The organism is Psychrobacillus sp. NPDC093200, assembly GCF_050280345.1.
GTDB classification, from domain to species: Bacteria; Bacillota; Bacilli; order Bacillales_A; family Planococcaceae; genus Psychrobacillus; species Psychrobacillus faecigallinarum.
In genome coordinates, this window is record NZ_JBNNVC010000002.1 from 813665 (window position 1) to 836135 (window position 22471).

General features: G+C 34.1%; 23 protein-coding genes, 2 pseudogenes and 1 other annotated feature. Of the genes and pseudogenes, 8 read left to right on the forward strand and 17 right to left on the reverse strand.

Features of this window, described 5'->3' with window-relative positions:
- Positions 1 to 15: 15 nt before the first annotated feature.
- The 3 genes from ACQKNZ_RS11755 to ACQKNZ_RS11765 form a co-directional block, all read right to left on the reverse strand.
- Positions 16 to 1056 carry an ABC transporter permease gene (locus ACQKNZ_RS11755; RefSeq protein WP_229654076.1) on the reverse strand — a complete coding sequence of 347 codons (1041 nt, stop codon included), beginning with the start codon at positions 1054 to 1056 and terminating at the stop codon, positions 16 to 18.
- The gene (locus ACQKNZ_RS11760; RefSeq protein ID WP_427659819.1) at positions 1053 to 1892 is read right to left on the reverse strand and encodes an ABC transporter permease subunit; all 840 of its coding nucleotides are present in this window, start codon (positions 1890 to 1892) and stop codon (positions 1053 to 1055) included. The genes ACQKNZ_RS11755 and ACQKNZ_RS11760 overlap by 4 nt, the downstream gene beginning before the upstream one ends.
- 143 nt (positions 1893 to 2035) lie before the next feature.
- On the reverse strand, positions 2036 to 2200 hold the full coding sequence (locus tag ACQKNZ_RS11765; protein ID WP_427659821.1) for a hypothetical protein: 165 nt from the start codon (positions 2198 to 2200) through the stop codon (positions 2036 to 2038).
- A 508-nt stretch (positions 2201 to 2708) separates the two neighbouring features.
- Here ACQKNZ_RS11765 and ACQKNZ_RS11770 point away from each other — a divergent pair.
- Positions 2709 to 4115 (forward strand): HD domain-containing protein, encoded by a 1407-nt coding sequence (locus tag ACQKNZ_RS11770; protein WP_427659823.1) that lies wholly within the window; start codon positions 2709 to 2711, stop codon positions 4113 to 4115.
- Positions 4116 to 4158: 43 nt separating this feature from the next.
- Here ACQKNZ_RS11770 and ACQKNZ_RS11775 read toward each other — a convergent pair whose 3' ends face one another.
- The gene (locus ACQKNZ_RS11775) at positions 4159 to 4959 is read right to left on the reverse strand and encodes a class I SAM-dependent methyltransferase (protein WP_427659825.1); all 801 of its coding nucleotides are present in this window, start codon (positions 4957 to 4959) and stop codon (positions 4159 to 4161) included.
- Positions 4960 to 5073: 114 nt separating this feature from the next.
- Between ACQKNZ_RS11775 and ACQKNZ_RS11780 the strand changes: the two genes are divergently transcribed.
- Positions 5074 to 5532, forward strand: a complete 459-nt coding sequence (locus ACQKNZ_RS11780; RefSeq protein ID WP_340863138.1) for a hypothetical protein — start codon at positions 5074 to 5076, stop codon at positions 5530 to 5532.
- Between the two features lie 66 nt (positions 5533 to 5598).
- On the opposite strand, the gene ileS is transcribed toward ACQKNZ_RS11780, so the two are convergent.
- From ileS to ACQKNZ_RS11795, 3 genes are all read right to left on the reverse strand, one after another.
- Positions 5599 to 8652, reverse strand: a complete 3054-nt coding sequence (ileS, locus tag ACQKNZ_RS11785; RefSeq protein ID WP_427660161.1) for an isoleucine--tRNA ligase — start codon at positions 8650 to 8652, stop codon at positions 5599 to 5601.
- Positions 8653 to 8728: 76 nt separating this feature from the next.
- Positions 8729 to 8969, reverse strand: a binding site (T-box leader).
- Positions 8970 to 9226: 257 nt separating this feature from the next.
- Positions 9227 to 9349, reverse strand: coding sequence for a hypothetical protein (locus tag ACQKNZ_RS11790; protein ID WP_260866579.1), 123 nt, complete (start codon positions 9347 to 9349; stop codon positions 9227 to 9229).
- 1 nt (position 9350) lies between these two features.
- Positions 9351 to 10658, reverse strand: coding sequence for a tetratricopeptide repeat protein (locus tag ACQKNZ_RS11795; protein WP_144536534.1), 1308 nt, complete (start codon positions 10656 to 10658; stop codon positions 9351 to 9353).
- A 421-nt stretch (positions 10659 to 11079) separates the two neighbouring features.
- Here ACQKNZ_RS11795 and ACQKNZ_RS11800 point away from each other — a divergent pair, with 421 nt between their 5' ends.
- From ACQKNZ_RS11800 to ACQKNZ_RS11810, 3 genes are read left to right on the forward strand one after another with little or no spacing between them, the layout of a single operon-like run.
- The gene (locus ACQKNZ_RS11800) at positions 11080 to 11595 is read left to right on the forward strand and encodes a sigma factor-like helix-turn-helix DNA-binding protein (protein ID WP_191697080.1); all 516 of its coding nucleotides are present in this window, start codon (positions 11080 to 11082) and stop codon (positions 11593 to 11595) included.
- Entirely contained in the window at positions 11588 to 11776 is a 189-nt protein-coding gene (locus tag ACQKNZ_RS11805; protein ID WP_144536538.1) for a YvrJ family protein, read from the forward strand. The genes ACQKNZ_RS11800 and ACQKNZ_RS11805 overlap by 8 nt, the downstream gene beginning before the upstream one ends.
- Positions 11763 to 11948 carry a hypothetical protein gene (locus tag ACQKNZ_RS11810; RefSeq protein WP_144536540.1) on the forward strand — a complete coding sequence of 62 codons (186 nt, stop codon included), beginning with the start codon at positions 11763 to 11765 and terminating at the stop codon, positions 11946 to 11948. Before ACQKNZ_RS11805 ends, ACQKNZ_RS11810 begins: the two co-directional genes overlap by 14 nt.
- Before the next feature lie 98 nt (positions 11949 to 12046).
- Here ACQKNZ_RS11810 and fosB read toward each other — a convergent pair whose 3' ends face one another.
- The 3 genes and pseudogenes from fosB to ACQKNZ_RS11825 form a co-directional block, all read right to left on the reverse strand.
- Entirely contained in the window at positions 12047 to 12469 is a 423-nt protein-coding gene (fosB, locus tag ACQKNZ_RS11815) for a metallothiol transferase FosB (protein ID WP_154310856.1), read from the reverse strand.
- Positions 12470 to 12497: 28 nt separating this feature from the next.
- Positions 12498 to 13064, reverse strand: a complete 567-nt coding sequence (locus ACQKNZ_RS11820; protein ID WP_427660163.1) for a histidine phosphatase family protein — start codon at positions 13062 to 13064, stop codon at positions 12498 to 12500.
- Positions 13057 to 13560 (reverse strand): annotated as a pseudogene (locus ACQKNZ_RS11825) (GrpB family protein); the annotation flags it as partial. The pseudogene ACQKNZ_RS11825 and the gene ACQKNZ_RS11820, both read right to left, overlap by 8 nt.
- 390 nt (positions 13561 to 13950) lie before the next feature.
- Between ACQKNZ_RS11825 and ACQKNZ_RS11830 the strand changes: the two are divergent.
- Entirely contained in the window at positions 13951 to 14883 is a 933-nt protein-coding gene (locus tag ACQKNZ_RS11830; RefSeq protein ID WP_427659830.1) for an aldo/keto reductase, read from the forward strand.
- Positions 14884 to 14901: 18 nt separating this feature from the next.
- On the forward strand, positions 14902 to 16053 hold the full coding sequence (locus tag ACQKNZ_RS11835) for an acyl-CoA dehydrogenase family protein (protein WP_427659832.1): 1152 nt from the start codon (positions 14902 to 14904) through the stop codon (positions 16051 to 16053).
- 262 nt (positions 16054 to 16315) lie between these two features.
- Here the strand turns inward: ACQKNZ_RS11835 and ACQKNZ_RS11840 are convergent, their stop codons facing one another.
- The 7 genes and pseudogenes from ACQKNZ_RS11840 to ACQKNZ_RS11870 all read right to left on the reverse strand — a co-directional run bounded on the left by ACQKNZ_RS11840 (position 16316) and on the right by ACQKNZ_RS11870 (position 21688).
- The gene (locus ACQKNZ_RS11840; protein ID WP_427659834.1) at positions 16316 to 16783 is read right to left on the reverse strand and encodes a hypothetical protein; all 468 of its coding nucleotides are present in this window, start codon (positions 16781 to 16783) and stop codon (positions 16316 to 16318) included.
- 127 nt (positions 16784 to 16910) lie between these two features.
- Positions 16911 to 17912, reverse strand: a complete 1002-nt coding sequence (locus ACQKNZ_RS11845) for a phosphotransferase (RefSeq protein WP_427659836.1) — start codon at positions 17910 to 17912, stop codon at positions 16911 to 16913.
- 127 nt (positions 17913 to 18039) lie between these two features.
- Positions 18040 to 18621: a GNAT family N-acetyltransferase gene (locus ACQKNZ_RS11850; RefSeq protein ID WP_427659838.1), complete on the reverse strand. Its 582-nt coding sequence runs from the start codon at positions 18619 to 18621 to the stop codon at positions 18040 to 18042.
- A 221-nt stretch (positions 18622 to 18842) separates the two neighbouring features.
- Entirely contained in the window at positions 18843 to 19322 is a 480-nt protein-coding gene (locus tag ACQKNZ_RS11855) for a hypothetical protein (protein WP_427659840.1), read from the reverse strand.
- Between the two features lie 310 nt (positions 19323 to 19632).
- Entirely contained in the window at positions 19633 to 20247 is a 615-nt protein-coding gene (locus tag ACQKNZ_RS11860) for an FMN-binding negative transcriptional regulator (RefSeq protein WP_427659841.1), read from the reverse strand.
- A 627-nt stretch (positions 20248 to 20874) separates the two neighbouring features.
- Positions 20875 to 21126 (reverse strand): annotated as a pseudogene (locus ACQKNZ_RS11865) (S9 family peptidase); the annotation flags it as partial.
- A gap of 205 nt (positions 21127 to 21331) precedes the next feature.
- A complete protein-coding gene (locus ACQKNZ_RS11870) occupies positions 21332 to 21688 on the reverse strand; it encodes a hypothetical protein (RefSeq protein WP_427659843.1) in 357 nt (118 codons plus the stop codon).
- Between the two features lie 271 nt (positions 21689 to 21959).
- Here ACQKNZ_RS11870 and ACQKNZ_RS11875 point away from each other — a divergent pair, with 271 nt between their 5' ends.
- Positions 21960 to 22424, forward strand: a complete 465-nt coding sequence (locus ACQKNZ_RS11875; RefSeq protein WP_427659845.1) for a hypothetical protein — start codon at positions 21960 to 21962, stop codon at positions 22422 to 22424.
- Positions 22425 to 22471 lie beyond the last annotated feature (47 nt).

Here is a 22471-nt window from a genome sequence, read left to right on the forward strand (position 1 = left end):
ATATCCTCCTTAAGCTCAGACTTTTTGCTTTTCTTTATCCTCATAAAGAAGTTGCATCTTTTCTTGTAGTTGCTGCTGGTTCCATTCAATGATGTCCTCAGACAGAAACGATACTTTCTTTCTCTTTGGAATATTGACTTGTCCGTTCACTGCGCGAGTATAGCCTTCTATCATTGCGGAAATTGCCAAGATGAGCAATGCAAAGCATATAGCAGGTCCTAGTGGAAGCCATGGTACACCTTGCAGATATCGGAAAGATGAACCAAAAAGTCCTGCCCATTCATAGGCAATAGACTTTGGAGGATCTCCAAACATAGGGTCATAGCTAACTGCTGTACCTCCAATATACAATTGGAGCAACCCGAGATGCGTAAACACAACTAATGTTTCGACGACCTGTTGTCCATACAAAACGAATAATTTCTCTCTCATCATTGGAAATAGGTGACGGGTAATGATTCTCGGTCGACCAGCCCCTAACGTTTTAGAAGCCAGAATATATTCCTCCTGATAAAGCAGATTGGCCTCGTTGCCTATGAGAGAAGCCACAATTGGTACGGTGATAATGGCCATTAGCACAACCTGGATAATAATTCTCTCCCACACAGTTGTAGAAAATCCCTCCATCGGCTCCCATAGCACTGGGTAAAGCATAAGATAAGAAAAAATAGTCATAGGAATATAATGTAGAGGATCGATAGCGCTATTAATAATGGCCCGTCTCTTCTGCCAATAAGTACCGATTGCAAATCCTAGTGGTACTGCAATAAGCATTCGAACAGCTGCAACTCCCATGGCAGATATAATGGTATATTTTGCTCCAAGCATGATTTTAGCAAACATGTCATAGCCATATTGATCGGTCCCAAGTGGGTGCATCCAGCTTGGGGATAGTGGAGCTGCTTCTATTACTCTGCCATTTTCCATTAAAAAATAAGTTTGTTTCGGATCTGGCCCAAAAATCCACTCAAATATAAAACTGCCTATTAAAAAGAAGGCTAATATAGTAAATCCAAAAACAAAATATGGCTGTCTCCAAACTGATTTCATCTTCATCCGATTGCTCTCCCTTTGTTCAAATGACGTAGAAAATACCACTCGCCAAAACTATAAAGGAGAAACACTGGGAAAAAGAAGCTGCATACCGTGATTAAAAATAACTCTCCTGAAATGTTATTGCTCAAATAATACATAATACCGGGCATATTGAACATTCGTTCAAGAATGAATAAGTTTGAAAGCATGAACCACATAGTCTTTTTCGATTGAAAGAAAATACTAATAACTGCATTTCTAAAAATATGTATAAGTAGAATAGCCAATTTACCGAATCCAAGAGACCTTGCAAGCTCTGCATACATTTTACGTTCTTCAGCCTCGAAAGTAAGCATACTTAAACGATAGAGCTGAACCATTGGTAGAATCATCAGACAAACCACGGGAAGTAAATAAATTTTTTCCCCACCAGTAACAGCTATTTTCAAGAATATACCTGTATGCTTATGGATAATAATGATCAATAGCTGAATAAGCATAATAACCAATATGTCCGGAATCGATTCCAAAAAGAAAAAAACTGTTTTAATACGTTGTCTAACCCGTTCCTTACATAGCATAGTTAGCACTGTAAAAAATAACGCCAACAAAACAGCAACCAGAAGTGCCAAAAATAAAACTTCTAACGAATATTGTACAAACCCCTCAATATGCATGCCAGCATATCGGTCCAGAAATTCTCCTATAGAAAACAAGCCGAGTAAATGATTTCTATATTCTTCCCACCAAAATTCTCCTTGTTGGAAGCCGGTGATTAACAAAGGCAACCCACTAATCAGTAGGATACCAATAAATGCTACAGACAGCTGTAGCATCCATCTCCAAAAAGCCTTCATAAAAAATTCCCCCGTTGTCTGAAAATTACGATGAAATTATCATATCACAATAATTAACAAATAAAAGAGAATTTTTAGAAGGTTGATATATTAATAAAGGAGCCTCTCTAATCGAAGCTGCTTCTCTAAATTATAAATGACCGTTATTTCTTTTTCTCCGCAGTTACAGAAAGAATCTTAGATTCTCCCCCATATTCTAATCGAATATTTTTTCTCGCCTCAATTGGAGATTTTGCGGTCACGGGCTTAACTTGAACAACCCCATTCACTTCCATCTCCACTAGAAAGTATTTTTCACCACATCTCATATAAATCCCTCCATATTGTTCATTTACAATGTAGCCAAAAAATAGCTATTAAGCAAAAAATAATGCTGTGATAGAATTTCCTAATAGTTAGATGTGGCTCTTGCCCCCTGTTGTTAAGAACGTTCCTCTGGTTAAGGGGAGTGTTCCTATAACTTATAAGACACTTCCCCCGTTAGGGGTGATTTCTACTCAATTAGAGGACAGATTCAACGTTTTACGTGACACTTCTTAGCACTTTAGGAGTGGTTCTCGACAAGCTCTAGCATTAACTAGCGTTTCCACATTTACTCCTCTTATTTCGAACACCAGTCTATGCAATATTATATTAACATGATTTTGGAAATGAATACCTTGAGGTCTTTTATCCAACTTATTATTACTCTATAACAAAGAAAAAGGTTTTTTTGAAAATTCAGTAGAATACATATAAAAGTATCAAAATAATAGTCTAAATTGCTTTGCTCAAGGAGGACTTAATACATATATTATTAAATGGAGGTGATTTCAAATGAAAGAAGTAAAAGAGCAGCTTTTACATAGCTGTAACTATTTAGAGGAATTAGAAATGGAACAATTAAAAAAAGTAATGGAATTTGCTGAAAAAGCACATTTTGGCCAAACAAGGGCCACTGGTGAGCCTTACATTGTACACCCATTGGAGGTTTGTCTTATTTTATCGGAATATAAGGCTGACTTAACCACTCTAGTCTGCTCTTTACTTCATGATGTTGTAGAAGACACAACCATTGACCTGAAGGAAATAGAAAATTTATTTGGAGATGATGTTTCCTTTATCGTGGATGGATTGACAAAGTTCGAAAAAGGAAGCTTTGAAAAGGAAGAGTATAGCGCTATCAATATGGAAAAACTCCTCTCCTACGCTATCCAAGATATACGAATAGCTGCTATTAAGCTAGCGGATCGATTGCATAATATGAGAACCCTGGCCATTAAAAGAACGGAAAAGAAAATTCCCTATTCAAACGAAACACTCCTATTTTTTTCACCTTTAGCAGAAAGAATAGGATTATTTACACTCCAAAGAGAGCTCGAAGAATTAGCCTTTAGCTATTTACATCCGCAGCGTTATAAGCAATTTAAAGAAAAGATAAACAATTACACTAAAGTTTTTGAAGAATCATATAAAGAATTTATTACTAAATTAAAAAAAGAGGATACAACTAACATAATAATAAAATCTAGATGGATTAATATCCCCCTATTTCAAGGATATAATTTGTTAAGTGAGGGATTTTATCTTTCAGATATTTTCACCGTCCACATCACTATCAATTCGCCCTTCAATTGCTATACAGCTCTTGGTCTCGTACATTCCAACTTTGAAACTATGCCAGATCAATTTGTAGACCAGATTGCTATTGAAAAACATCCCTTTATCAAGCAGCTCAAAACTAAGGTAAGGGTAGCTGGAGTCCCTTTGACGATTGTTTTACAAGACCAACAGACCCAATATTTTTACCAAAATGGAATTTTTGCAATCTTAAAATCGATAGACTCCACTACATTGAGCTCGTCCCTATTAGGAAGCTCTATTCCTTTTGCTAAATCCATTGCTAATAATTCGATTGCCTTTTGCGAACTTGTCTCCCTAGAACTTTTTCATAAAGAAATGGAAATATACACACCTAAAATGGATATTATCAGGTTGCCGGTAAATTCTAATATTATTGATTTTGCTTATGCTCTAAACCCGAATATGGCAAGTAAAATGGCCTTTGCTAAAGTAAACGGCAAGGTAAGCTCACTTCAAACGATATTAAAAGACAAAGATATTGTGGAGATTCATATAAAAAATAAAATTACTGCAAATGCAAAATGGCTCCATTTTGTGAAAACCTCTAAGGCAGTCAAAGAAATAACTGATATTGTTAATGATGAAACGAACCATGCATAATAAATACTCCATAAGAGTGATCACTTATGGAGTATTTATTATGTTAAATTGCGATTAACACAACGCTGTTTAACGATTGCTCACCATGAGAAGTTGCCTTTTCTAACATAGAATAATTACTTTGAACCAGCGTGTTTATTTTGATTGATGAATTTTTGAATTTTTCCCTAATCGATTTTGCAAAGTCTATCTCCCATTTCCCGTCCTGCAGAAAAGAAGCATCTACTATTTTTGTGTCTAGTAATTTCCAACCTGCTTCTTTCATTATTTCTTTTAGTTGCTCCTTATGAAATAAATTTTGAATATTGCCCTCGTCATCAAACTGATCAGCATAAATCGCTAAAATGCTGGCTGCATAAAAGTGAGCAAGTTGCTCTTTCTTCGTCCATTCTAAATCCCATTCAGCGATGCATATGCATTTAGCAATATGCTTGAGCTTTTTAAAATATGAAAGCAACAAAGCCGGATCCTGAAAATACCAAAGAGAGTGAGAGAGAACGGCTACATCATATTTTCCCTCTATATTCATCTTCAAAATATCCGCCTCAAAAATAAAGGAAATTCTGTTGCCTAATGGAGAAGCCTTAATAAAATCAGTTGCTTCTCCGAGGGTAATAGGAGCACCGTATTCTCTGCTTGCAATATCGACTGCCTTTACAAATCCTGTTTCCCCTACAGCGTTTGCAAGCGCAACTGTTGTATCACCTTGTCCGCATCCAACTTCTAAAACTCGCATACCCTCTTCAATCTTAAAAGCTTGTACTAAATCTAGACGATGTTTAAGCTGTGTTCGTTGAATAGATTGATCCCCTAATGTTTTCATGTAAGTAAGTAATTCTTCCATTTCTCCCATCACCTCCCAGACTAATAAATGTTACACTTAAACAAATAAATGCTAATACAATTAAATATAATATACTTTAACTACTCTTGATATATTTTTTAAAGGAGGAACACAATGATCCATCAGTTACTGGATGAGACACGCAACGTTAACTATTTTGTTTATTTAACGAACAGATCAGATGCCTTCCCTAAAATAGGTGATAGCTTAAGGGAAATACATACAAATCTGAGAGAAGAAATTTCTATGGGGTATACAGATTTATGGGTACTAAAAAGAGCGGGATTAATCAGCCAGCAAAATGCTTTCTACTTTCCCGAAAATGATCAAAAAGCAGAAGATGAAAGCGACAAGTACCTCCCCGATAAAAAATATATAACATTCACATTCATACAAATTAACCAAGCGACTCCCCCGATGTACCCCAAAACAGATGGAATAGCTGCTCATCTTACTTACGAGGATGCTGAAGATTTTGCTGTTAAGAAAATTGATAAAATGAAACAGAAGTATCCCGAAAGAGAGTTTTATGTTTTATGTGCTCGTTTAGTAGAAAGAAATTATTGGCATTAAACACAAAAGATGAGGCTTAAACAAAAGGAAGCAATCAATAAAGAATGCTCCCTTTTGTTTTGCCATTTATACAAGCGGTGATAATTCTATTTCAATTTCATGGTCTCCTATCGACAGTTTTAAACCATGGACGGATGACTGAGTAACGATGAGTTCACGCATTAGTACGTTTTGCTCCAACATTTGGTGAAAATCCTTAATAATCCTATGCATCTCGTTGTCTGTACGGAGTATAATATCCACTCTCTGCTCTACGGGGAGAAGCAGCTGTTTTCTATAAGACTGTATAGCCCTTATCAGCTCACGCATCCATCCCTCTCGAACGAGTGCTTCTGTTAACTTCACATCTAAAGTAACAGTTGTTTCCCTATTTGTAGCTGAAGCAAATCCATCCATTACTTTCTTTTCGATCATAACATCTTCCTTTAAAATAAAGGTATCCTCGAACATGATACCTCCTTTTTGAAATAGCTCCGAAACCTGACTAGACACTAGGCCTTTTAAATAATTATTGATAGTGTTGGATTGTTTTCCAAACTTAGCCGCTGATTTTTTAAAATCTAGTTTGACGGTATATGTGAAAAAATCTTCATCACTATCAGCCAAATGTAACTGTTTTACATTTAACTCTTCTTTTATAATACCTTCATATGTGAACCAATTTATTGAATTATTGCTCGTAACAAACAGTTGAGAAAGTGGCTGCTTTACTTTTATAGCCAAGCTATTTCGTATACTTCTTCCTAGCTCTACAACCTGGAGAACCTCCTCCATTTCCTGTTCGAGTGTTTGATCTATAAGCGATTTTTCTGCTTGAGGATAATCCGAAAGGTGAACACTTTTTCCTGTAAGCGATAAATAGATATCATCAGCTATAAAGGGAACAAACGGGGCAAGTAATTGGCTGGTTTTAGTCAAAACTTCGTAAAGTGTTTCATATGCTGCTACCTTATCCTCATCTATCCCACTTGACCAAAAACGTTCCCGAGACCTTCTCACATACCAGTTACTCAATTGCTCTACTAACTTTGCAATATCCCTAGCGGCACTTGTAAATTTATAATCATCTAAATGACTGTTGACTTTGCTGATAGTACTATGCAGGCATGAAATAATCCAATTATCTAATATTGTTTTCTTTACCTGTCTATCGCAAGTCACAATATATTTATCTAATTTCGTATATAAATCATAAAAAAGATAAACATTATCGAGCGTATCAACCAGTTTGGATTTTGCTTCCTGAACAATTTTTTCTGAAAACCGTTTCTCATTCCATGGGGCACTGTCAATTAGTAAAGCCCATCTAAGTGAATCCGCTCCATATTTTTGGATTAGGTCAACAGGATCCAATGCATTCCCTTTGCTTTTAGACATTTTTTGACCGTTCTCATCTAAAATATGTCCAGTGGAAAGCACACGCTTATATGGTGCTTTACCTGTAAATAGGGTAGAAACGGCCAATAAACTATAAAACCACCCTCTTGTTTGGTCAATTCCTTCGACTATAATATCCGCTGGAAACTGCTTGGAAAATAACTCTTTGTTCTCAAATGGATAATGATATTGGGCAAAGGGCATAGAACCACTGTCAAACCATACATCTATTACTTCTGAAGTTCTTTGCATCGGTCCACCACAGGAAGGACAAGATAGCTGAACCTTATCCACATATGGCTTGTGTAGCTCAATATCCCCTAGTACATTTAAAGAATATTTATTTAATTCATCGATCGATTTCGGCACTATCTCTATCTTACAATTATTACATTCCCAAACATTTAGTGGGGTCCCCCAATAACGTTTGCGACTGATATTCCAATCCATCATTTGTTCCAAAAAGTTACCGAACCTACCATGCTTAATGTACTCTGGATGCCATGATACAGATTCGTTGTTATCAATTAATATTTCTTTTAGAGCTGTCGTTTGTATAAACCAACTTTCCATTGCGTAGTAAAGGAGTGGGGTGTCACAGCGCCAACAATGGGGATAGCTATGTTCATATTTTTCCTTATGGAATAGTAGTCCTTTATTGGAGAGAAATCGGACTATATCTATATCGCATTCTTTTACAAATCGACCTTCAAATCCTTTTATTGCTGAAGTGTATCTCCCTCTCTCATCCACCACACTGATAAAGGACAAGTCATTTTCCTTTACCACTTTATAATCGTCTTCTCCATAAGCTGGCGCGATATGCACAATTCCAGTACCACTATCGCATGTGACATAGCTGGCGGTAACTACTTTATGACCAGACTCAACACTCATAAAGTCAAAAAGTGGAGTATAGGTAATGCCTTCTAATTCCTCCCCTCTAAAGGTGGACAGAATCTCATAATCATCTTGCATTACTTTTTCTAACAAAACTTTAGCAAGTATATAAACCTCTTCTCCCTTCTTCACACGAACATATTCCAGCGTAGGGTTAACTGCTAAAGCAACATTTGCTGGTAGCGTCCAGGGTGTGGTCGTCCAACCTAGGAAGTATTCATTCTCTGCATCTGTTAACTTAAATTTCGCTGTAGCCGATAGATCCTTCACCATTTTATAGCCCTGCGATACTTCGTGCGAACTTAAGGAAGTTTGACAACTAGGGCAGTATGGTGATACTCTATGACCTTTTTGTAGCAAGCCCTTGTCGTGAATGGTACCAAGGATATTCCATACACTTTCAATATAGCTGTTGCTCATCGTCATATAGGGATTGCCCATATCCACCCAGTATCCTAACTTCTCTGTGAAATCACGCCATTCCTTCTCATAAACAAATACACTTTCCTTACATTTTTCGATAAATGCTTCCACACCAAAATCTTCTATGTCATTCTTTCCAGAGATTCCAAGCTGTTTTTCTACACCCAATTCTACTGGCAACCCGTGTGTATCCCATCCCGCTTTACGAATAACTTGATATCCTTTCATTGTTTTGTATCTAGCGATCAGATCCTTAATCGTTCTTCCGAGGGCATGCCCTACATGAGGCATTCCATTTGCTGTGGGCGGGCCCTCATAAAATACAAAAGATGGCCTTCCATCTCGGTGGTTTATAGATTCTTGAAAAACATTTTTCTCTAACCAAACTTTTCGTACTTTTTCTTCCCGTTTTGAAACTATTTCCTTCTTGTTCTCGTTAACCAATTGGCATCACTCCTTATTAAGTTTAATAAAACATACAAAAAACCCGTCCCAGTAAAGGGACGGGTTTAACCGTGATACCACCCTAATTCTATGGAAAATTACATTCCAATAGCACTTAGCCACGTACAAGCATACGCGTTCCTTTTAACGGTAGACACCCGATCGAGCTTACTATGTTCAGCACGACTTCTCAGAGAGGATTTTCAAAAATGACCTGAACACCGACTTTCAGCGAAGCATCGGCTCTCTTTGGAGCAGGTTCATATTCTACTTTTTCTCATCAACGAATTTGTATGGTTTTATTGTGGATAAATTTAACATGTAAATAAAACTAATGTCAATAGGAAGTATAGAAAAATTTAAAAATCATATGGAGGATAACAATTCACTTTTCAACACGAGTATACATGATATGCTCTATTAAACGCGTAATTATCAGTCTTTAAAGACCGTACTTAGAACTAAACCTGCAAAAATAATAGACACTCACCTGGATAAAAGTGAGTGTCTATAGTTAAATATTTATCAAAAGCCCATGACAAGACTTTTTTTAGATGTTCGAATTGCCTGTTGAAGTTGGTCTTGGTGCCTCTTCCTCTGCAGCAAATGTAGAAGTCCCAAAGCTAAACAATACTGTTAATGTTATCAAGCTAAGAATAAATATTTTTTTCATATTATAAATCCTCCCATTTTGAAATAGATTTTTGTCTGAATAATATCTCATTTGCCTTTTGATAAAAAATATTGGCTGCTTTAAAACGACTGTTCCTATAATAATAATCTGCTAATAATATAGAGTACTTTTGAACGTGTCGATCGTCATGGACCTTCTCAAAATAATTAATCCCTTTTTTAATGATAGCTTCGAAATCTTCAGAGCAACTATGAAACGCTTTATATATGTGAAAATGGTGTATGTAAGATAGAGTGGCCATTGTTTGATTGTCCTTTATTTCATCCAATTTACTTAACCCAGCTTCACACCAGCTTAGCACACGCAAATGATCCTTTTGCTTGGAATACTCCTTAATAATTGAAAGAGTAGTTATCATATACCCCTCCACTTGGTGTGGGCCCTCTTTATTTTCCAAGCTATGTTTATAATACTCGATTGCCTTTTCATGGTTTTCTTGAATGGCCTGAAGTGAACCAAGGTTTTGATAAAGCATACCTTTATACTGTGTCAGCCTATAATCCTTAGCCAGCTTTTTCGCAAGATTGTAGTTCTTTTCGGCCTCTACATAATTTTTCATGTTTTTGTAGGCCATTCCTGTAACTATGTAACTGTCAATTGCTCTTTCAAAGAGTAAATTATCCTTATAATACTTCAGTGATTTACTAGAATGATTGATAGCATTGAAATATTCGTTGCATTTAAAGTAGGTCAAGCTTATAGCATTGTGAAAGTCTGCTAGCTCCCACTCCTCAAAAGAATTATTATTCAATAGCTTGAGAGCTTGCTCAAGCCTTTCTAAAGCCGCATAATATTCACCAATTAGATAGTTGTACAACCCGAGGTTCAAGTTTAAAAGGAATTTTTGTTTTTCATCAAAATCATCTTCCATTTTAATCAAAACTTGATAATATGGATAAACCTGAAGGACCTCCTCATCTACAACTAACATTAATCTAAACATATACAAATTGTAGCTATAAAAGTTTTTCAACATAGAGAAATTAACTTTACGGGCAGTATATTGTTGTATGCAAACTTTAAGTCTCTCTTTATCTCTTGTTAATATGGAGCTTTTATACAATTCATACAAGTTATTAATAATATTATTTTCTTCTTCCTGTGATATTTCTTCCAGCATCAAATTTAATCGATCTAACAAAGGCTCCATTACCTCTTTACTAGGCATGGTGGAATTATTTTCAATCTTGCTCAAGTAAGAAGTGGAACAAATACCTTTCGCTAATACTGTTTGTTTAATATTTCGATTTAATCTTTCCTGCTTAATAATGAGACCAATACTACTCATCGGAAGTCACCTCCTTACATGTAGTATAGTTTATAATTCTGCTTAAAACGCTGAATTCCTTTTTTATATTTTCGACTATTTTCAGCAAATTTCTCAATAAAAAGTAAAATTCTTTATAAAATCAATATATTATAATAAAAATGAATGAAAAGAAGAAATATTTATCAAACAATATTAAATAACAGTACTTTTTACTTTTAATTTCCCATTAATATTTTGTTTATTTTTCAACTAAAATTTAGTAATATTTAGGATATGGAAATACATTTTTTACTTTTTTTTCTAACCGAAGAATGGAGTTGTAAAAATTATAAAAATAATACCTTTATAGTACAACACTATTTCACTCGCCTCGGTAAAATCCTTTTTCCATACCGCTAGCCTAGCAATACATTCTAAGATTTAGGGGGGAATGTTCAAGATGGGGACTGGTAATAAAAAGATAATAGAAGAGTTTCTAAGTTACCCTGACAACAAAAAACTATTTGAGGATTATCAGTACACCAAGAGCCAAGAGATCAAAAATCAATTAGATAATGAATTCAAAAAGTTTTATCAGAATATCCGAATTTTGTCTTATGTTATAAAGGTTTTACATTATGAAAGCAAACGGTTCGATCAGAAGGAGCGATTGCACAGATCAAAGAATATATTATCGCTAGACAGCGATGATAAAATTACAGTCATTTATCATGAAAGGTTTTTTACGGATTTCATTGGTTTTTCTGATGACATAGCCGATCATATATCATCTGAAAAATTATTTTTTAGTATTAGGAAGCTTTCTGAACGTCAAAAGAAAATACTATCCCTAGTCTTTGTGAAGCAAATGACAGACCGAGAAATCGCATCGTATTTCGGCATCTCCCAGCAAGCTGTTTCAAAATCTCGACGCAATATAATCGATAACATTCGAAAGGAGCTTACTTATGATTGAAGCGGGTAATATTGTCCAAATGATTGGCAACTTCGGCTTTCCAATTGTAGTCTCCATCTATTTACTTCATCGATTTGAAAACAAGCTAGAAGCTCTAGAAAATTCCATGCATGACTTGTCTGATGCTGTTGTCCAAGGTACCGATAAAAAGAAAGGAGGGAAATTGAGTGGACGAAGCTGAGATATTAGCCTTAATAACGCAGCTAAAGCCAAAGATGCAAAGGGTTCTTCATCAAACTAGCTTTGAATATCGAGAGGATTTGGAGCAGGAGTTAAAGGAAAAAATTATAAAGATTATACAAAGTAAAATCTCATATAATACACCTAGCTTCTTTGATTTAAGTAATGAATAGGAGATGAAGATTTATTATTAACCATATTATCATTCTATTTAATAGCATTTGACACCCTCTTTAATAGCTGGGTGTCAAGTGTTTTTATATGACTAATTCTATTCATAGAACTTCATATGTAGTTTTTCTTGTTTATAATATTCTAATCTGTCCATTAAGCTTCCAGTATGAAATTCAAATTTATGTCCATCAGGGTCCGTAAAATATATAGATTTTTTATCCTTTTCTACCCTATCACGCCCCTTAAGAATAGTAACATTCAATCTTTTAAGCTTCGAATAAATATGTTCCAAATCATTTTCGTCAATGGTAAAAGCGATATGTGTATATGATTCTTTTATCTCTTCTCGAGGTATACAAGGTTCCTCATTTAATGCAATCCAAATACCATTTAAGTCTAAATAGGCTGTACTTCTTCCTACGACTAATAACTTTGCGTCAAACACATCCGCATAAAATTTAATAGATTTCTCCAAATTAGATACCGAAAATAAGAAATGATTTACCCCTCTAATGTTCATAAACTACGCTCCTCAATCTTCTTCCTCCTTAGCAAATGATTTTTTGATTACTGATTCTCTCTACATCTATCAAATCCTTACCTTTAAAGGATAGTTTGTAAATATCAGGCATTCCTAACTCTCTCCAAAAGTTATAATCATATTTAGCGTCAAAGTAATTCATTATTAGAACCATGATGTTTCCGTGTGTACCAATAGCTACGTTCTTTCCCTCGAAACGTTCTAAAGTATGGTAAACCACTTCGACCCCTCTTTTTTGTGCAAGATAATTAGATTCTCCACCTTCAAAAGCATAGGAGTAATTATCCCATACCATTTCTATAGCTTCACTAAAATTCTCAACCGGTTGTTCGCTTAATATTCGTTCTTTATAGTCTTCCATCAATTCAATGGGTAAGCCCAAAAATCGTGCAATTCCTTCTACAGTTTGAATAGCTCGTTTATAAGTACTAGAGATAACGTGATCAATTCCTTCCTCTTTAAGCAATTCAGTTATCCATCTTGCATCTTCATTCCCTCTTTCTGATAAAGGGCGCTCGAGCTCGTTAGGTGTATAAGTGGAATGAGCATGTCTTACAAAGTATAAATTAGTTATCATTACTAGACCTCCTTTTGGCAATCAGTGATTTTACAAAGCTTTCTTTTAAATTCGTATAATTATTAATATTGATATTTCCTCTCTTAGAAAGTTCCTCTTTTAACTCCATGTACTCTTTTTTCTCATGTTCATGAATATTTAAATAATCCCGAAAGAATATTAAATTTCTCCAATGCTCCCCTTTATATTTCACCAAATGAACAAAGTGAGTTTTAATCTCATATAATTCATCTTTAAATCGAGCCAGTACAATTTCCTTTGGTCTCTCTACTCGGAGTCGCAAAAAACCTACAGAATGCATAGCTTTAAAGAAATCCTTATCTAACGCATTTATATCTTCCACTCCTACTACAATATCAATGATTGGCTTGGAAGGCATATCAACAATAGCTGTGCTACCGATATGCTCTACACGACCTGTTTCTAAACCGGTTGAAAATAATATTTGTTTCTTTACCCTTTGGAATTCTTCGCTCCACTCTGCTGTGTATGGAACTAACTTAACCTCATCCTTAACATACCTAAATTCATTTTATCCCTCCGTTTTCGTCGACAGATCGATACATGCATAAATGTGTTCACTATTAAAGTTAGCTACAGTGCCAAAATCTCATACCTCTAGAAAACAAGACAGATTTTTCTCTATTTAAATTTTTTTCATGACCATCTCTTGTGCTCTTTAACTTCTGGTTATCTGAAATGTAATTTTTCCTCTTGTCCTCTAATATCTTTTTATTTTTATTTCGACAAGAAAGTTTAAATATCCTCTTAAACGGCAATTTAACTAGCAGTACACTAGCAAGTAAAAGCTCTTTATTAGTACGTTGTGTAATTTATTGTTAAGATTAAATAGTCAAACATCTTGGAAAAGGAGAGGGTTTACTTGATTAAAAAAGTAGAAATCGGTAAAACTGGCTTACACGTCTATCCAGTAGGACTAGGAACAAATGCAGTTGGAGGCCATAATATATTCCCTAATTTAAATGATGAGGTTGGCAAAGAAATTGTGAGAACTGCTATACAAAATAATATTAACTTTATCGATACTGCATATATGTATGGTCCCGAACACTCCGAAAGGCTTATCGGAGAAGTGATAAAAGAAGGCGGTAAAAGAAGCGAACTAGTTTTAGCTACAAAGGGCGCACAGAAATATGTTGAAGGAAAAATGATTGTAGATAATTCACCTGCTTTTCTTAGAGAAAGCGTTGAAAATAGTTTAAAACGGTTACAAACTGACTATATCGATTTGTTTTATATTCATTTTCCAGATGAAGCTATACCTAAATATGAGGCAGTTGGAGAACTTCATAGAATGAAAGAAGAAGGTAAAATTCGTTCCATCGGTGTTTCTAATTTTTCATTAGAGCAGTTGAAAGAAGGAAATAAAGATGGCTATATTGATGTTCTTCAATCTGGCTACAACCTGCTTCAAAGAGATGCAGAACAAAATCTGCTCCCTTATTCAATCGACAATAATATTTCTTTTATACCCTATTTCCCTTTAGCATCTGGCTTACTCACTGGAAAATTTAATGTAAATAGTACCTTTGAGGATGGACGCTCAAAAAATCCTTTATTCCAAGGGGAAGCTTTTAAACAAAACCTAAGAAAGGTAGATGAATTGAAGACAATTGCTAATTCTAAAGACGTTGCTGTTTCTCATTTAGTATTAGCATGGTATTTAGCAAACGATGCAATCGATGTCGTAATACCAGGTGCTAAGAAACCCGAACAGGTTTTGGAAAATTTAAAAACACAGGAAGTAAACCTCTCAAAAGAAGAGATAGAGAAAATAGATACCATATTTAAGTAAGAGAGGATGCAATAGTCAATGGATCAGTTTATAAAAACAGAGCAACAGTATGAATTATTATCTATAATTAATGATTTAAAACCAGTTTTCAGGCATCGAGAGCCTGACCTAGATAATTTAGGCTCTTTTCCCTTTGCCGACTTTCAAGACTTAAAGAATATAAATTATCATACGTTAACACTACCAGAGAAATATGGTGGTCAAGGGTTCGGTTTATATGAGTATATTCTTGCTCAGGAGGCAATTTCTGAAGGCAGTGGCTCCACAGGATTATCTATCGGCTGGCATAACGGAATTATTTTGGAGTATGCAGAAAATAACCATTGGAACAGAGAAACAGCAGAATGGCTGCTCGGGGAGATTGGTAAAGGAGCAATTATCAATAGTGCCGCAACTGAAAAGAATGCTGGCAGCCCTACACGTGGAGCAATTCCACGAACAACCGTAGTTCGTGATAAAAAGGAACTAATTATTAATGGAGAAAAGACCTTTACGTCCGCTTCACCTGTTTTGAATTATATTTTAGTAACATGTACGAATGAAGTTGGAATTATTGAAATGATTGTTATTCCCAAAGATAGTCCAGGAGTAACAATAGAAGAAACCTGGGATATGCTTGCTATGAGAGGAACTGCTAGTCACACTCTTATTCTAGAAAATGTAAGGGTTCCTGAAAGGAATATACTAAAAACCTTACCAGCTACAAGACCAGAGGCTAAAGGATGGATGCTTCATATTCCTGCCTGCTACATAGGAATTGCTGCAGCTGCGAGGAACTATGCAGTTGAATTTGCAGCTACATATACCCCTTCCTCCTTAGGAAAACCAATTGCAGAGACACCAAATATAAAACAAATTATAGGAGAAATGGAACTAGAGTTATCCATCGCAAGACATATGCTCTATGGAACGGCGGAAAGATATGAGCAGGCGGAAGATAAAACAACTCTCCAAGAATCACTAGATATTACTAAAATAGCTGTAACGAATGGTGCCATAAAAATAGTCGACTTAGCCATGAAAATTGTAGGCTCAAGAGCACTATCGCAGTCTAATCCAATGCATCGCTATTACATGAATGTGAGAGCAGGTTTGTACAATCCACCTATGGAGGACATGATAAAGGCTAAACTAGCGAGTGCGTCGATTAACGCAATTCAAATAGATTAAATAGTATAAAACGAATGGATTTCAGATTGCAATTCATTCGTTTTTACTATTCACTCACAACCCAACTTTTTTACGAAACATCCGATAGCTCAATAAGGGAATTATTACTCATAAACTTTTACATAAACACTTCCAGATAGTCTATCTACAATATAAGCATCTTCCAAATTCTATTTTTAGGAAGCATCGTTTTTATTGGACAGTGCAGATCAGCACCATTTCAACGATCTCTCACTCATGTACATCGGTAGCTGAAGAATAACTAGTTTCTCAAAAATACGATACTACCGCTTCTTTCTATTTTAAAATCTACATGATCATTCTTTTGTAGCATAAAAACAGAATCACTATAATTACTAGATTTAAAAGATATACCATAACCGTTATTCTCAGGATACCCATATAAATAGCAAACCACTTTTCCATCATTTAAAAAAACAATTTGATTCATTCCCTCACTTACTGTTTCGCTGATAGTATCCCATTTATATCCTACTGTTTTATATATTTCATCTTTTGGGGTATATGGCTGAAAGGAATATACCACTTCCCACTCAAACGGTGTTATATCTAATAAATTTACTGTTTTATCAGAATGTTCAATTGATAACACTTTTTCTCTTAATAACGCTTCGTTTACATCCCATAAATCCTTCTTTAATAAATTAATTATGATTACAAGACATATTATACCTATAGCAATAAATACTAATTTTTTTCTATATTTCATATCTCTAGTCCCCCTCGAACAGAAAATTTTGGAACCGTAATTTACCTATTCTTTATAACTAGATATCCTAGAAAATTGTGCGTCATTATTAAACTAAAATACAACGTTGGTGGAAAAAAGTAATTTACTACTCTATTTCAAACAGAAAAGATTTTTTCTCGAGAAAAGCACTACAATAATTTTGTAGAACATAGGGCATTCTCCGCTGTATCCATTCATGAGATTCTTGGTTATTGACTACAAATCCAACCCCCCCAAAAATAGCTAAAAGAAAACCCGCACTTATTAGAATTTCGTCTTCTTTATTAAGATTTCTTAATGTTTTATATCCTTCTAACACTTTTTTTCTGTGATTAATTTTAAAGGTTGTCAGCGTAATGCCAATATCGAATAAATAATAACCATAACCTGAGAAACCAAAGTCAATAGGGATAACAATATCATTATTCACAATTATGTTTCCACCTTGTAGGTCAGCATGAATAATTCCCCAATTATTATTCGTTTTTGGTATTCTATCAAAAATAACTTTTATATATTTCATTGTATCCAATATCACATCATATTGTTCAGGTGTAAATAAGTTAATTTCAACACCATACTGTAATCGATCAGTTAAATCCCTATACTTTTCAATATCATAAATTGGGCGGATAAATGGTTGTGGAATAATCCAGTTATTTGAGAAATTATGTATTTTACCTAGTACAACTCCTACTTCATAAGCAATGTTATATGAATTTATTTCCATCCCAGTATATACATCACCACCTTTCCAAGTGAGGAGTGTTGCCAATTGAATTAAATTATTATCGATATCAACAATTGTAGTAACCAAGTTTCCTTTTTTGTTTTTAATTGGTTGTTGTAAAGTTAAAGAGGTTTGTTCGTTTAAACTATTTAGCAATTCCACTTCAGAATTTAGTCCTTCAAAGGTATGCTGTACACCATATAACCCAGGAGTAATAGGAGAATGAATCCGCAAAACATAACGATTATTATTTTCATTATTTTCTATTTTTAATGTGATATTGTCGTTTTGTCTTATAAATATTGATGAAAAATCAGTAATCCCATAATGTCCTAAAGCAACTTTAATGAGTTTGTCGTAATCAATTGTATTTTTCATATAGGTGTTCTCCTTATTCTCCAAAATAAGAGATTACTTCTTCAGCTAACCTGATACGTAGTTCAAAAAAATAGCTTTACTTCTTCTTGAAGTAAAGCACCTGTAAGTTGAAAAAGAAATTTTATCTTCAAGTTCGAGTTTCATTGAAATAATTAAACTCTTCCTTTAAGATAGAGTACATTTTTAAATCTCGATGCATTCCTTTCACAAATATACCTTTTCTAATGATTCCTTCAAAAGACATTCCTGCTTTTTCCATTACTCGTGCTGATCCGATATTTTCTACATCACACCTTGCTTGTATACGAACTAAATTCATTTTTTCAAAACCGAATTTTATTATTTCTTTCGCTACTTCACTAGTTAAACCTTTTCCCCAATAATCTTTTGAAATAACGTATCCGATTTCAGCAGTTTTATTATTTGGTTGCCACCAAACAAAATCGATAGTCCCGATAAATTCCCCATTTTCCTTGCATTCAATTCCCCACGGTGAAACCTGCTTGTTTTTATATTTGTTCAATACAAATTCAACAAAGCCTTTTGTATCAGATATCGTTTCATGGGTATTCCAAGTTACATACTTAGATACTTCTTCATCTGAACCATATAGATACATATCTTGAATATCTTCTATAGTGACTTTTCTAAGAATAAGACGTTCTGTTTCTAAGATAGGTAAATCACCATATATTTTCTCCACATTCATTTAATCCCCTCCACTCTTTTCTTGCTGAGAATACAACTTCTATAAAGAAGTTGTATATTCCTCCTTCTCCTCCTTCAACTACACTGCTGCTTTAGTTGAATAAGAAAATAGAGTTCCCAGTTATATGGTCCGTTTAAAGACAAAAATTTTCTTTTTTTATAACATTTTCTGGGGTTGCTAAGGGGCGGGCGGAAAGGTAACTAATGGAGAGCAACAAAGTTTCATGTCTCAGTCTCACTAATTAAATTATAAATATAGTTATAGTCAAAAGTAGAATCCACAATTTTATAATATCCACTCTTGAATCCATCTATAGAAGAACTGATATGAAGGATATTAGGCGAGTCTATAGATATATCCGAGATTAATATCTTATCCGATTCATTAAACGTCAACATTCCTGTATAAAAAGTGCTATTTTCATATTTAAACATCTCATATGCTGCTTTATCCTTTATAGGTACTAATTTTAGATCACTAAAATATTCCAAAACTAAGTCACAAGTATTTGTATCCTTACATTTTGTATTGATTCCTTCACCATCAGGGATATTTTTTGTCATAAAAAAATCAATCTTGGATTCAGATGCGTACTCTTTAATAGGGTTGAAAGGAATACTAAAATATATGAAATTCTTATAAAGATAGAATGATAATAAAACTATACTAATCCCAAAGGCTAAATACTTAATTTTTTTCATCTTAAATACCAGTACCTTTCGTTCCATCTTTATTTTCAGCATATTGCGACAGTAGTCAATTACCACAGATAAATCCGTAATGGTGTAGTCACACTTTAGTTCATCACCTATTTCAACAAGGGTACTTATCTAAGGAATTTACCAAATCTTTTAATTCTTCACTGTCAGCATCCTATTGAACTAACCCTGGACGATTTGTAAAACACCCTATGTTTATAATTCTATTAAATTGGGAATAACCCTTCGCTCATTTGACTAAACCATCCATTAGTACAAGGGAAATTTTCACAAAACAACTTCTTAATTCCCCTTATTTTTTGTTATTTTTCATCGCTATCGCCAATTGATGAGAATTCAAATCTTCTTCCTTCTGTAGTTGTTCAATGATGTTGCGGTAATCCTCTTCATTTCGATTCTGGCTTAGTTTATAAGCAGCTTGTATTTCTTGTACTTTAATCTTAAATCCCACAATACCTTTAAGTTCCCTTTCCAATAGCCCCGGTGAAAGTTTGTCCCATAAAATTGGATTTTTTCGATGTTTTTCATATTTTTCTAGTAACATAACCAGGTCATGTTCTAACTCTTCTTGCTCTAAAATAACCGGTTTTCCATATACATGTACAGCTTGGTAATTCCATGTTGGAACATTTTCATGACCATACCATGAAGAAGTAATATAAGCATCCGGCCCCTGGTAAATAACAAGTGCGGTCTCACATGCTTCGAACGTTCTCCACTGAGGATTCCCGTATGCCATATGTCCGGTAATATAATATTCATCGCCTTTTTTTCTATACTCCAAAGGTATATGTGTAGCAATAGGTTTCCCTTGTTTTGTTGTAACGAGTGTTCCAAAAGAGTTCCCTTGAATAAACTCTTTGACTTCATCCATGTCTGTGACTTTAAAATATTTAGGAATAAACATATTTAAACTCCTCCTTTATTGTTTTTAGAAGTAACCTACTACACAATTTGTCATCCAAAAATACTATTTTTGAAACTATTTCAATCCAGATTCAACTGTTACTAGATCAATTTCATAGTATTAAAAATGTGAAATTAGGCTTTTTCATTAGTCCATAATAGCGCTCTTTGACTAGAAGACTTTATAAATAATTGCCCTTCCACTACTCTCCCATTGAACAAGGAAAACTGCCACAAAATGAAAGAGAGCTGGATTTTCAGCTCTCTACTTCACTGAAGCCATCGTCAGCACAATAAGAATGTAAACTATCAGAATAAGTATTGTTTGTTGTTTAGGCCTCAATCATGAAGGCTTTAAAACGCAGTAGAAATGAAGCATTCAATAACATAACCTCTTTCATTGGGAGTGTATTATGCTAAAAGGATTGATAACAACACTTCGCTGCTATCCATATGATAACATAATATTCCAAAAACAATAGGTGTATTTCACATTAAACAAAACGCCCAGATAACTGAATGTCTTGTTTAGTTATTGCCCCTCTATTTCGTTATTTCTCCACCCACCATTTAAAACATCTATTATTTCTCCTAATTTTAATGGACCCTATTGCCCCAAAATTAATAGCTTCTTATCCCCATCACGAACTGGGCTAAGGTAAGCGATATTTCTAGAATCTGGAGACCATAATGGGTATGTACTATCTATATCCCTAGATGTTAAAGGGTAAAACTGCTCCTTATCTTTTTCATATATCCATATATGATTCTCTTATTTATTGTCTTTCCAGTTAGCTGTCTTCTTAACAAATGCTACATTTTTGCCGTCTTCACTTATATTTGTATCTGATAAAGTTGGTAATGAAATAATCTCTTCTATACTTAGATATGTTTTTTTATTTTATCCATTTCTAGTAATACACCCTCTTAACTATAAACAAAAATTAAATTATCATTTCTGGTAGTAAGGAATTATGAAAAAATAACCTACACTCTCATTCTTAATCTGATGGACATTCATCGAGCAAATAAATCATCTATAGGAAGTAACAATGCTAGTCCCTTAAGTAAAGCCCTCCACCCGCTTAATACAGATAGATATATGCAATAAAACCAGAAATACCAATTAAAATCATAGCAATACTTTTAAGGGTATTTCCTCCTTTTACCAAACGTATCACCCAAGTCACAAACCAACCAAAGAGCACTAAACAAATTCCCGTATTGCTCAACTCTTTTATTCCAGATGCTGAAGCAGAGCCTGTAATAAAAAAAAGCAAACCAATAAAAATAGGAATAATGCCTAAAACAGATAAAGGATGTTTAATCTCGTTTATAAGCCCTTTCTTTTTCTCTTCTCCCATTTTCCTGTAGGAGTACCAAGTACCCAGAATAGGTATTATCCATATAAGCAACATATACATAACTTGAATTAGTTTCATGCCATCACCTTTTCTACCCCTGATTGTTGAATGCAAGATGAACAATACTATTCAAACTCCATTAGCAGGTCTTAATAATGTGGAAATCAATTTAAAACCTTTTAATAATTGCTTATTCAAATCTATCATTTAATTTAAGTGTCCTGGATGCTCCAGTTTAACCGAATTGTAAAACTAAGTAGTAGAAATTTTAGTTTTTCTATAAAATAATAATAGCTATGAAAATATTTTATCTCTATACTTAACATGAAAGTCATAAAAGGAGTCAATTATGTATATTTGGAATATTAATGCACTTGTAACAGCTTTAAAGGAAGATTCCTTTACTGAAAAAAAGAAGAAAAGCTATCGAGTAACCTTTTGGATCATACTAGCTATTACTGTATTATCTTTACCCATGGTTAATAATCCTTCTTCAATGAATAAATATGATATTATTGATTTAATTTGCTTTATTGTCATTAATGGTATCGGTTTATTTGTTCTATTTTGTATCTATAAAAATGGAAATATAAAAGGTTTTTTTCTCCCGTTTATTAGTTTAACTATCCCAATTTTCCTAAGATACATATTGCTTTTCACCACTTTAACAGTAATTGGATATACTTTTATTTTTCCGTTCATACCTTATTATTCACTGGATGAAACAAATTTAATGGATTTAACTATTTCAATTGTAGCGGAGCTTGTTTATAATTTGATGTTCATATATTACTTTAAGAAGGTTTTTAACTAATGTAACCTTTAAGGTGCTTTTTATTGTATGAATTATTCTGATAGCTT

Coding starts and splice junctions, on each gene's coding strand:
- ACQKNZ_RS11755 (WP_229654076.1), bottom strand. CDS start 1,056: ATGAAGATGAAATCAGTTTGGAGACAGCCATATTTTGTTTTTGGATTT.
- ACQKNZ_RS11760 (WP_427659819.1), bottom strand. CDS start 1,892: ATGAAGGCTTTTTGGAGATGGATGCTACAGCTGTCTGTAGCATTTATT.
- ACQKNZ_RS11765 (WP_427659821.1), bottom strand. CDS start 2,200: ATGAGATGTGGTGAAAAATACTTTCTAGTGGAGATGGAAGTGAATGGG.
- ACQKNZ_RS11770 (WP_427659823.1), top strand. CDS start 2,709: ATGAAAGAAGTAAAAGAGCAGCTTTTACATAGCTGTAACTATTTAGAG.
- ACQKNZ_RS11775 (WP_427659825.1), bottom strand. CDS start 4,959: ATGGAAGAATTACTTACTTACATGAAAACATTAGGGGATCAATCTATT.
- ACQKNZ_RS11780 (WP_340863138.1), top strand. CDS start 5,074: ATGATCCATCAGTTACTGGATGAGACACGCAACGTTAACTATTTTGTT.
- ACQKNZ_RS11790 (WP_260866579.1), bottom strand. CDS start 9,349: ATGAAAAAAATATTTATTCTTAGCTTGATAACATTAACAGTATTGTTT.
- ACQKNZ_RS11795 (WP_144536534.1), bottom strand. CDS start 10,658: ATGAGTAGTATTGGTCTCATTATTAAGCAGGAAAGATTAAATCGAAAT.
- ACQKNZ_RS11800 (WP_191697080.1), top strand. CDS start 11,080: ATGGGGACTGGTAATAAAAAGATAATAGAAGAGTTTCTAAGTTACCCT.
- ACQKNZ_RS11805 (WP_144536538.1), top strand. CDS start 11,588: ATGATTGAAGCGGGTAATATTGTCCAAATGATTGGCAACTTCGGCTTT.
- fosB (WP_154310856.1), bottom strand. CDS start 12,469: ATGAACATTAGAGGGGTAAATCATTTCTTATTTTCGGTATCTAATTTG.
- ACQKNZ_RS11835 (WP_427659832.1), top strand. CDS start 14,902: ATGGATCAGTTTATAAAAACAGAGCAACAGTATGAATTATTATCTATA.
- ACQKNZ_RS11840 (WP_427659834.1), bottom strand. CDS start 16,783: ATGAAATATAGAAAAAAATTAGTATTTATTGCTATAGGTATAATATGT.
- ACQKNZ_RS11845 (WP_427659836.1), bottom strand. CDS start 17,912: ATGAAAAATACAATTGATTACGACAAACTCATTAAAGTTGCTTTAGGA.
- ACQKNZ_RS11850 (WP_427659838.1), bottom strand. CDS start 18,621: ATGAATGTGGAGAAAATATATGGTGATTTACCTATCTTAGAAACAGAA.
- ACQKNZ_RS11855 (WP_427659840.1), bottom strand. CDS start 19,322: ATGAAAAAAATTAAGTATTTAGCCTTTGGGATTAGTATAGTTTTATTA.
- ACQKNZ_RS11860 (WP_427659841.1), bottom strand. CDS start 20,247: ATGTTTATTCCTAAATATTTTAAAGTCACAGACATGGATGAAGTCAAA.
- ACQKNZ_RS11870 (WP_427659843.1), bottom strand. CDS start 21,688: ATGAAACTAATTCAAGTTATGTATATGTTGCTTATATGGATAATACCT.
- ACQKNZ_RS11875 (WP_427659845.1), top strand. CDS start 21,960: ATGTATATTTGGAATATTAATGCACTTGTAACAGCTTTAAAGGAAGAT.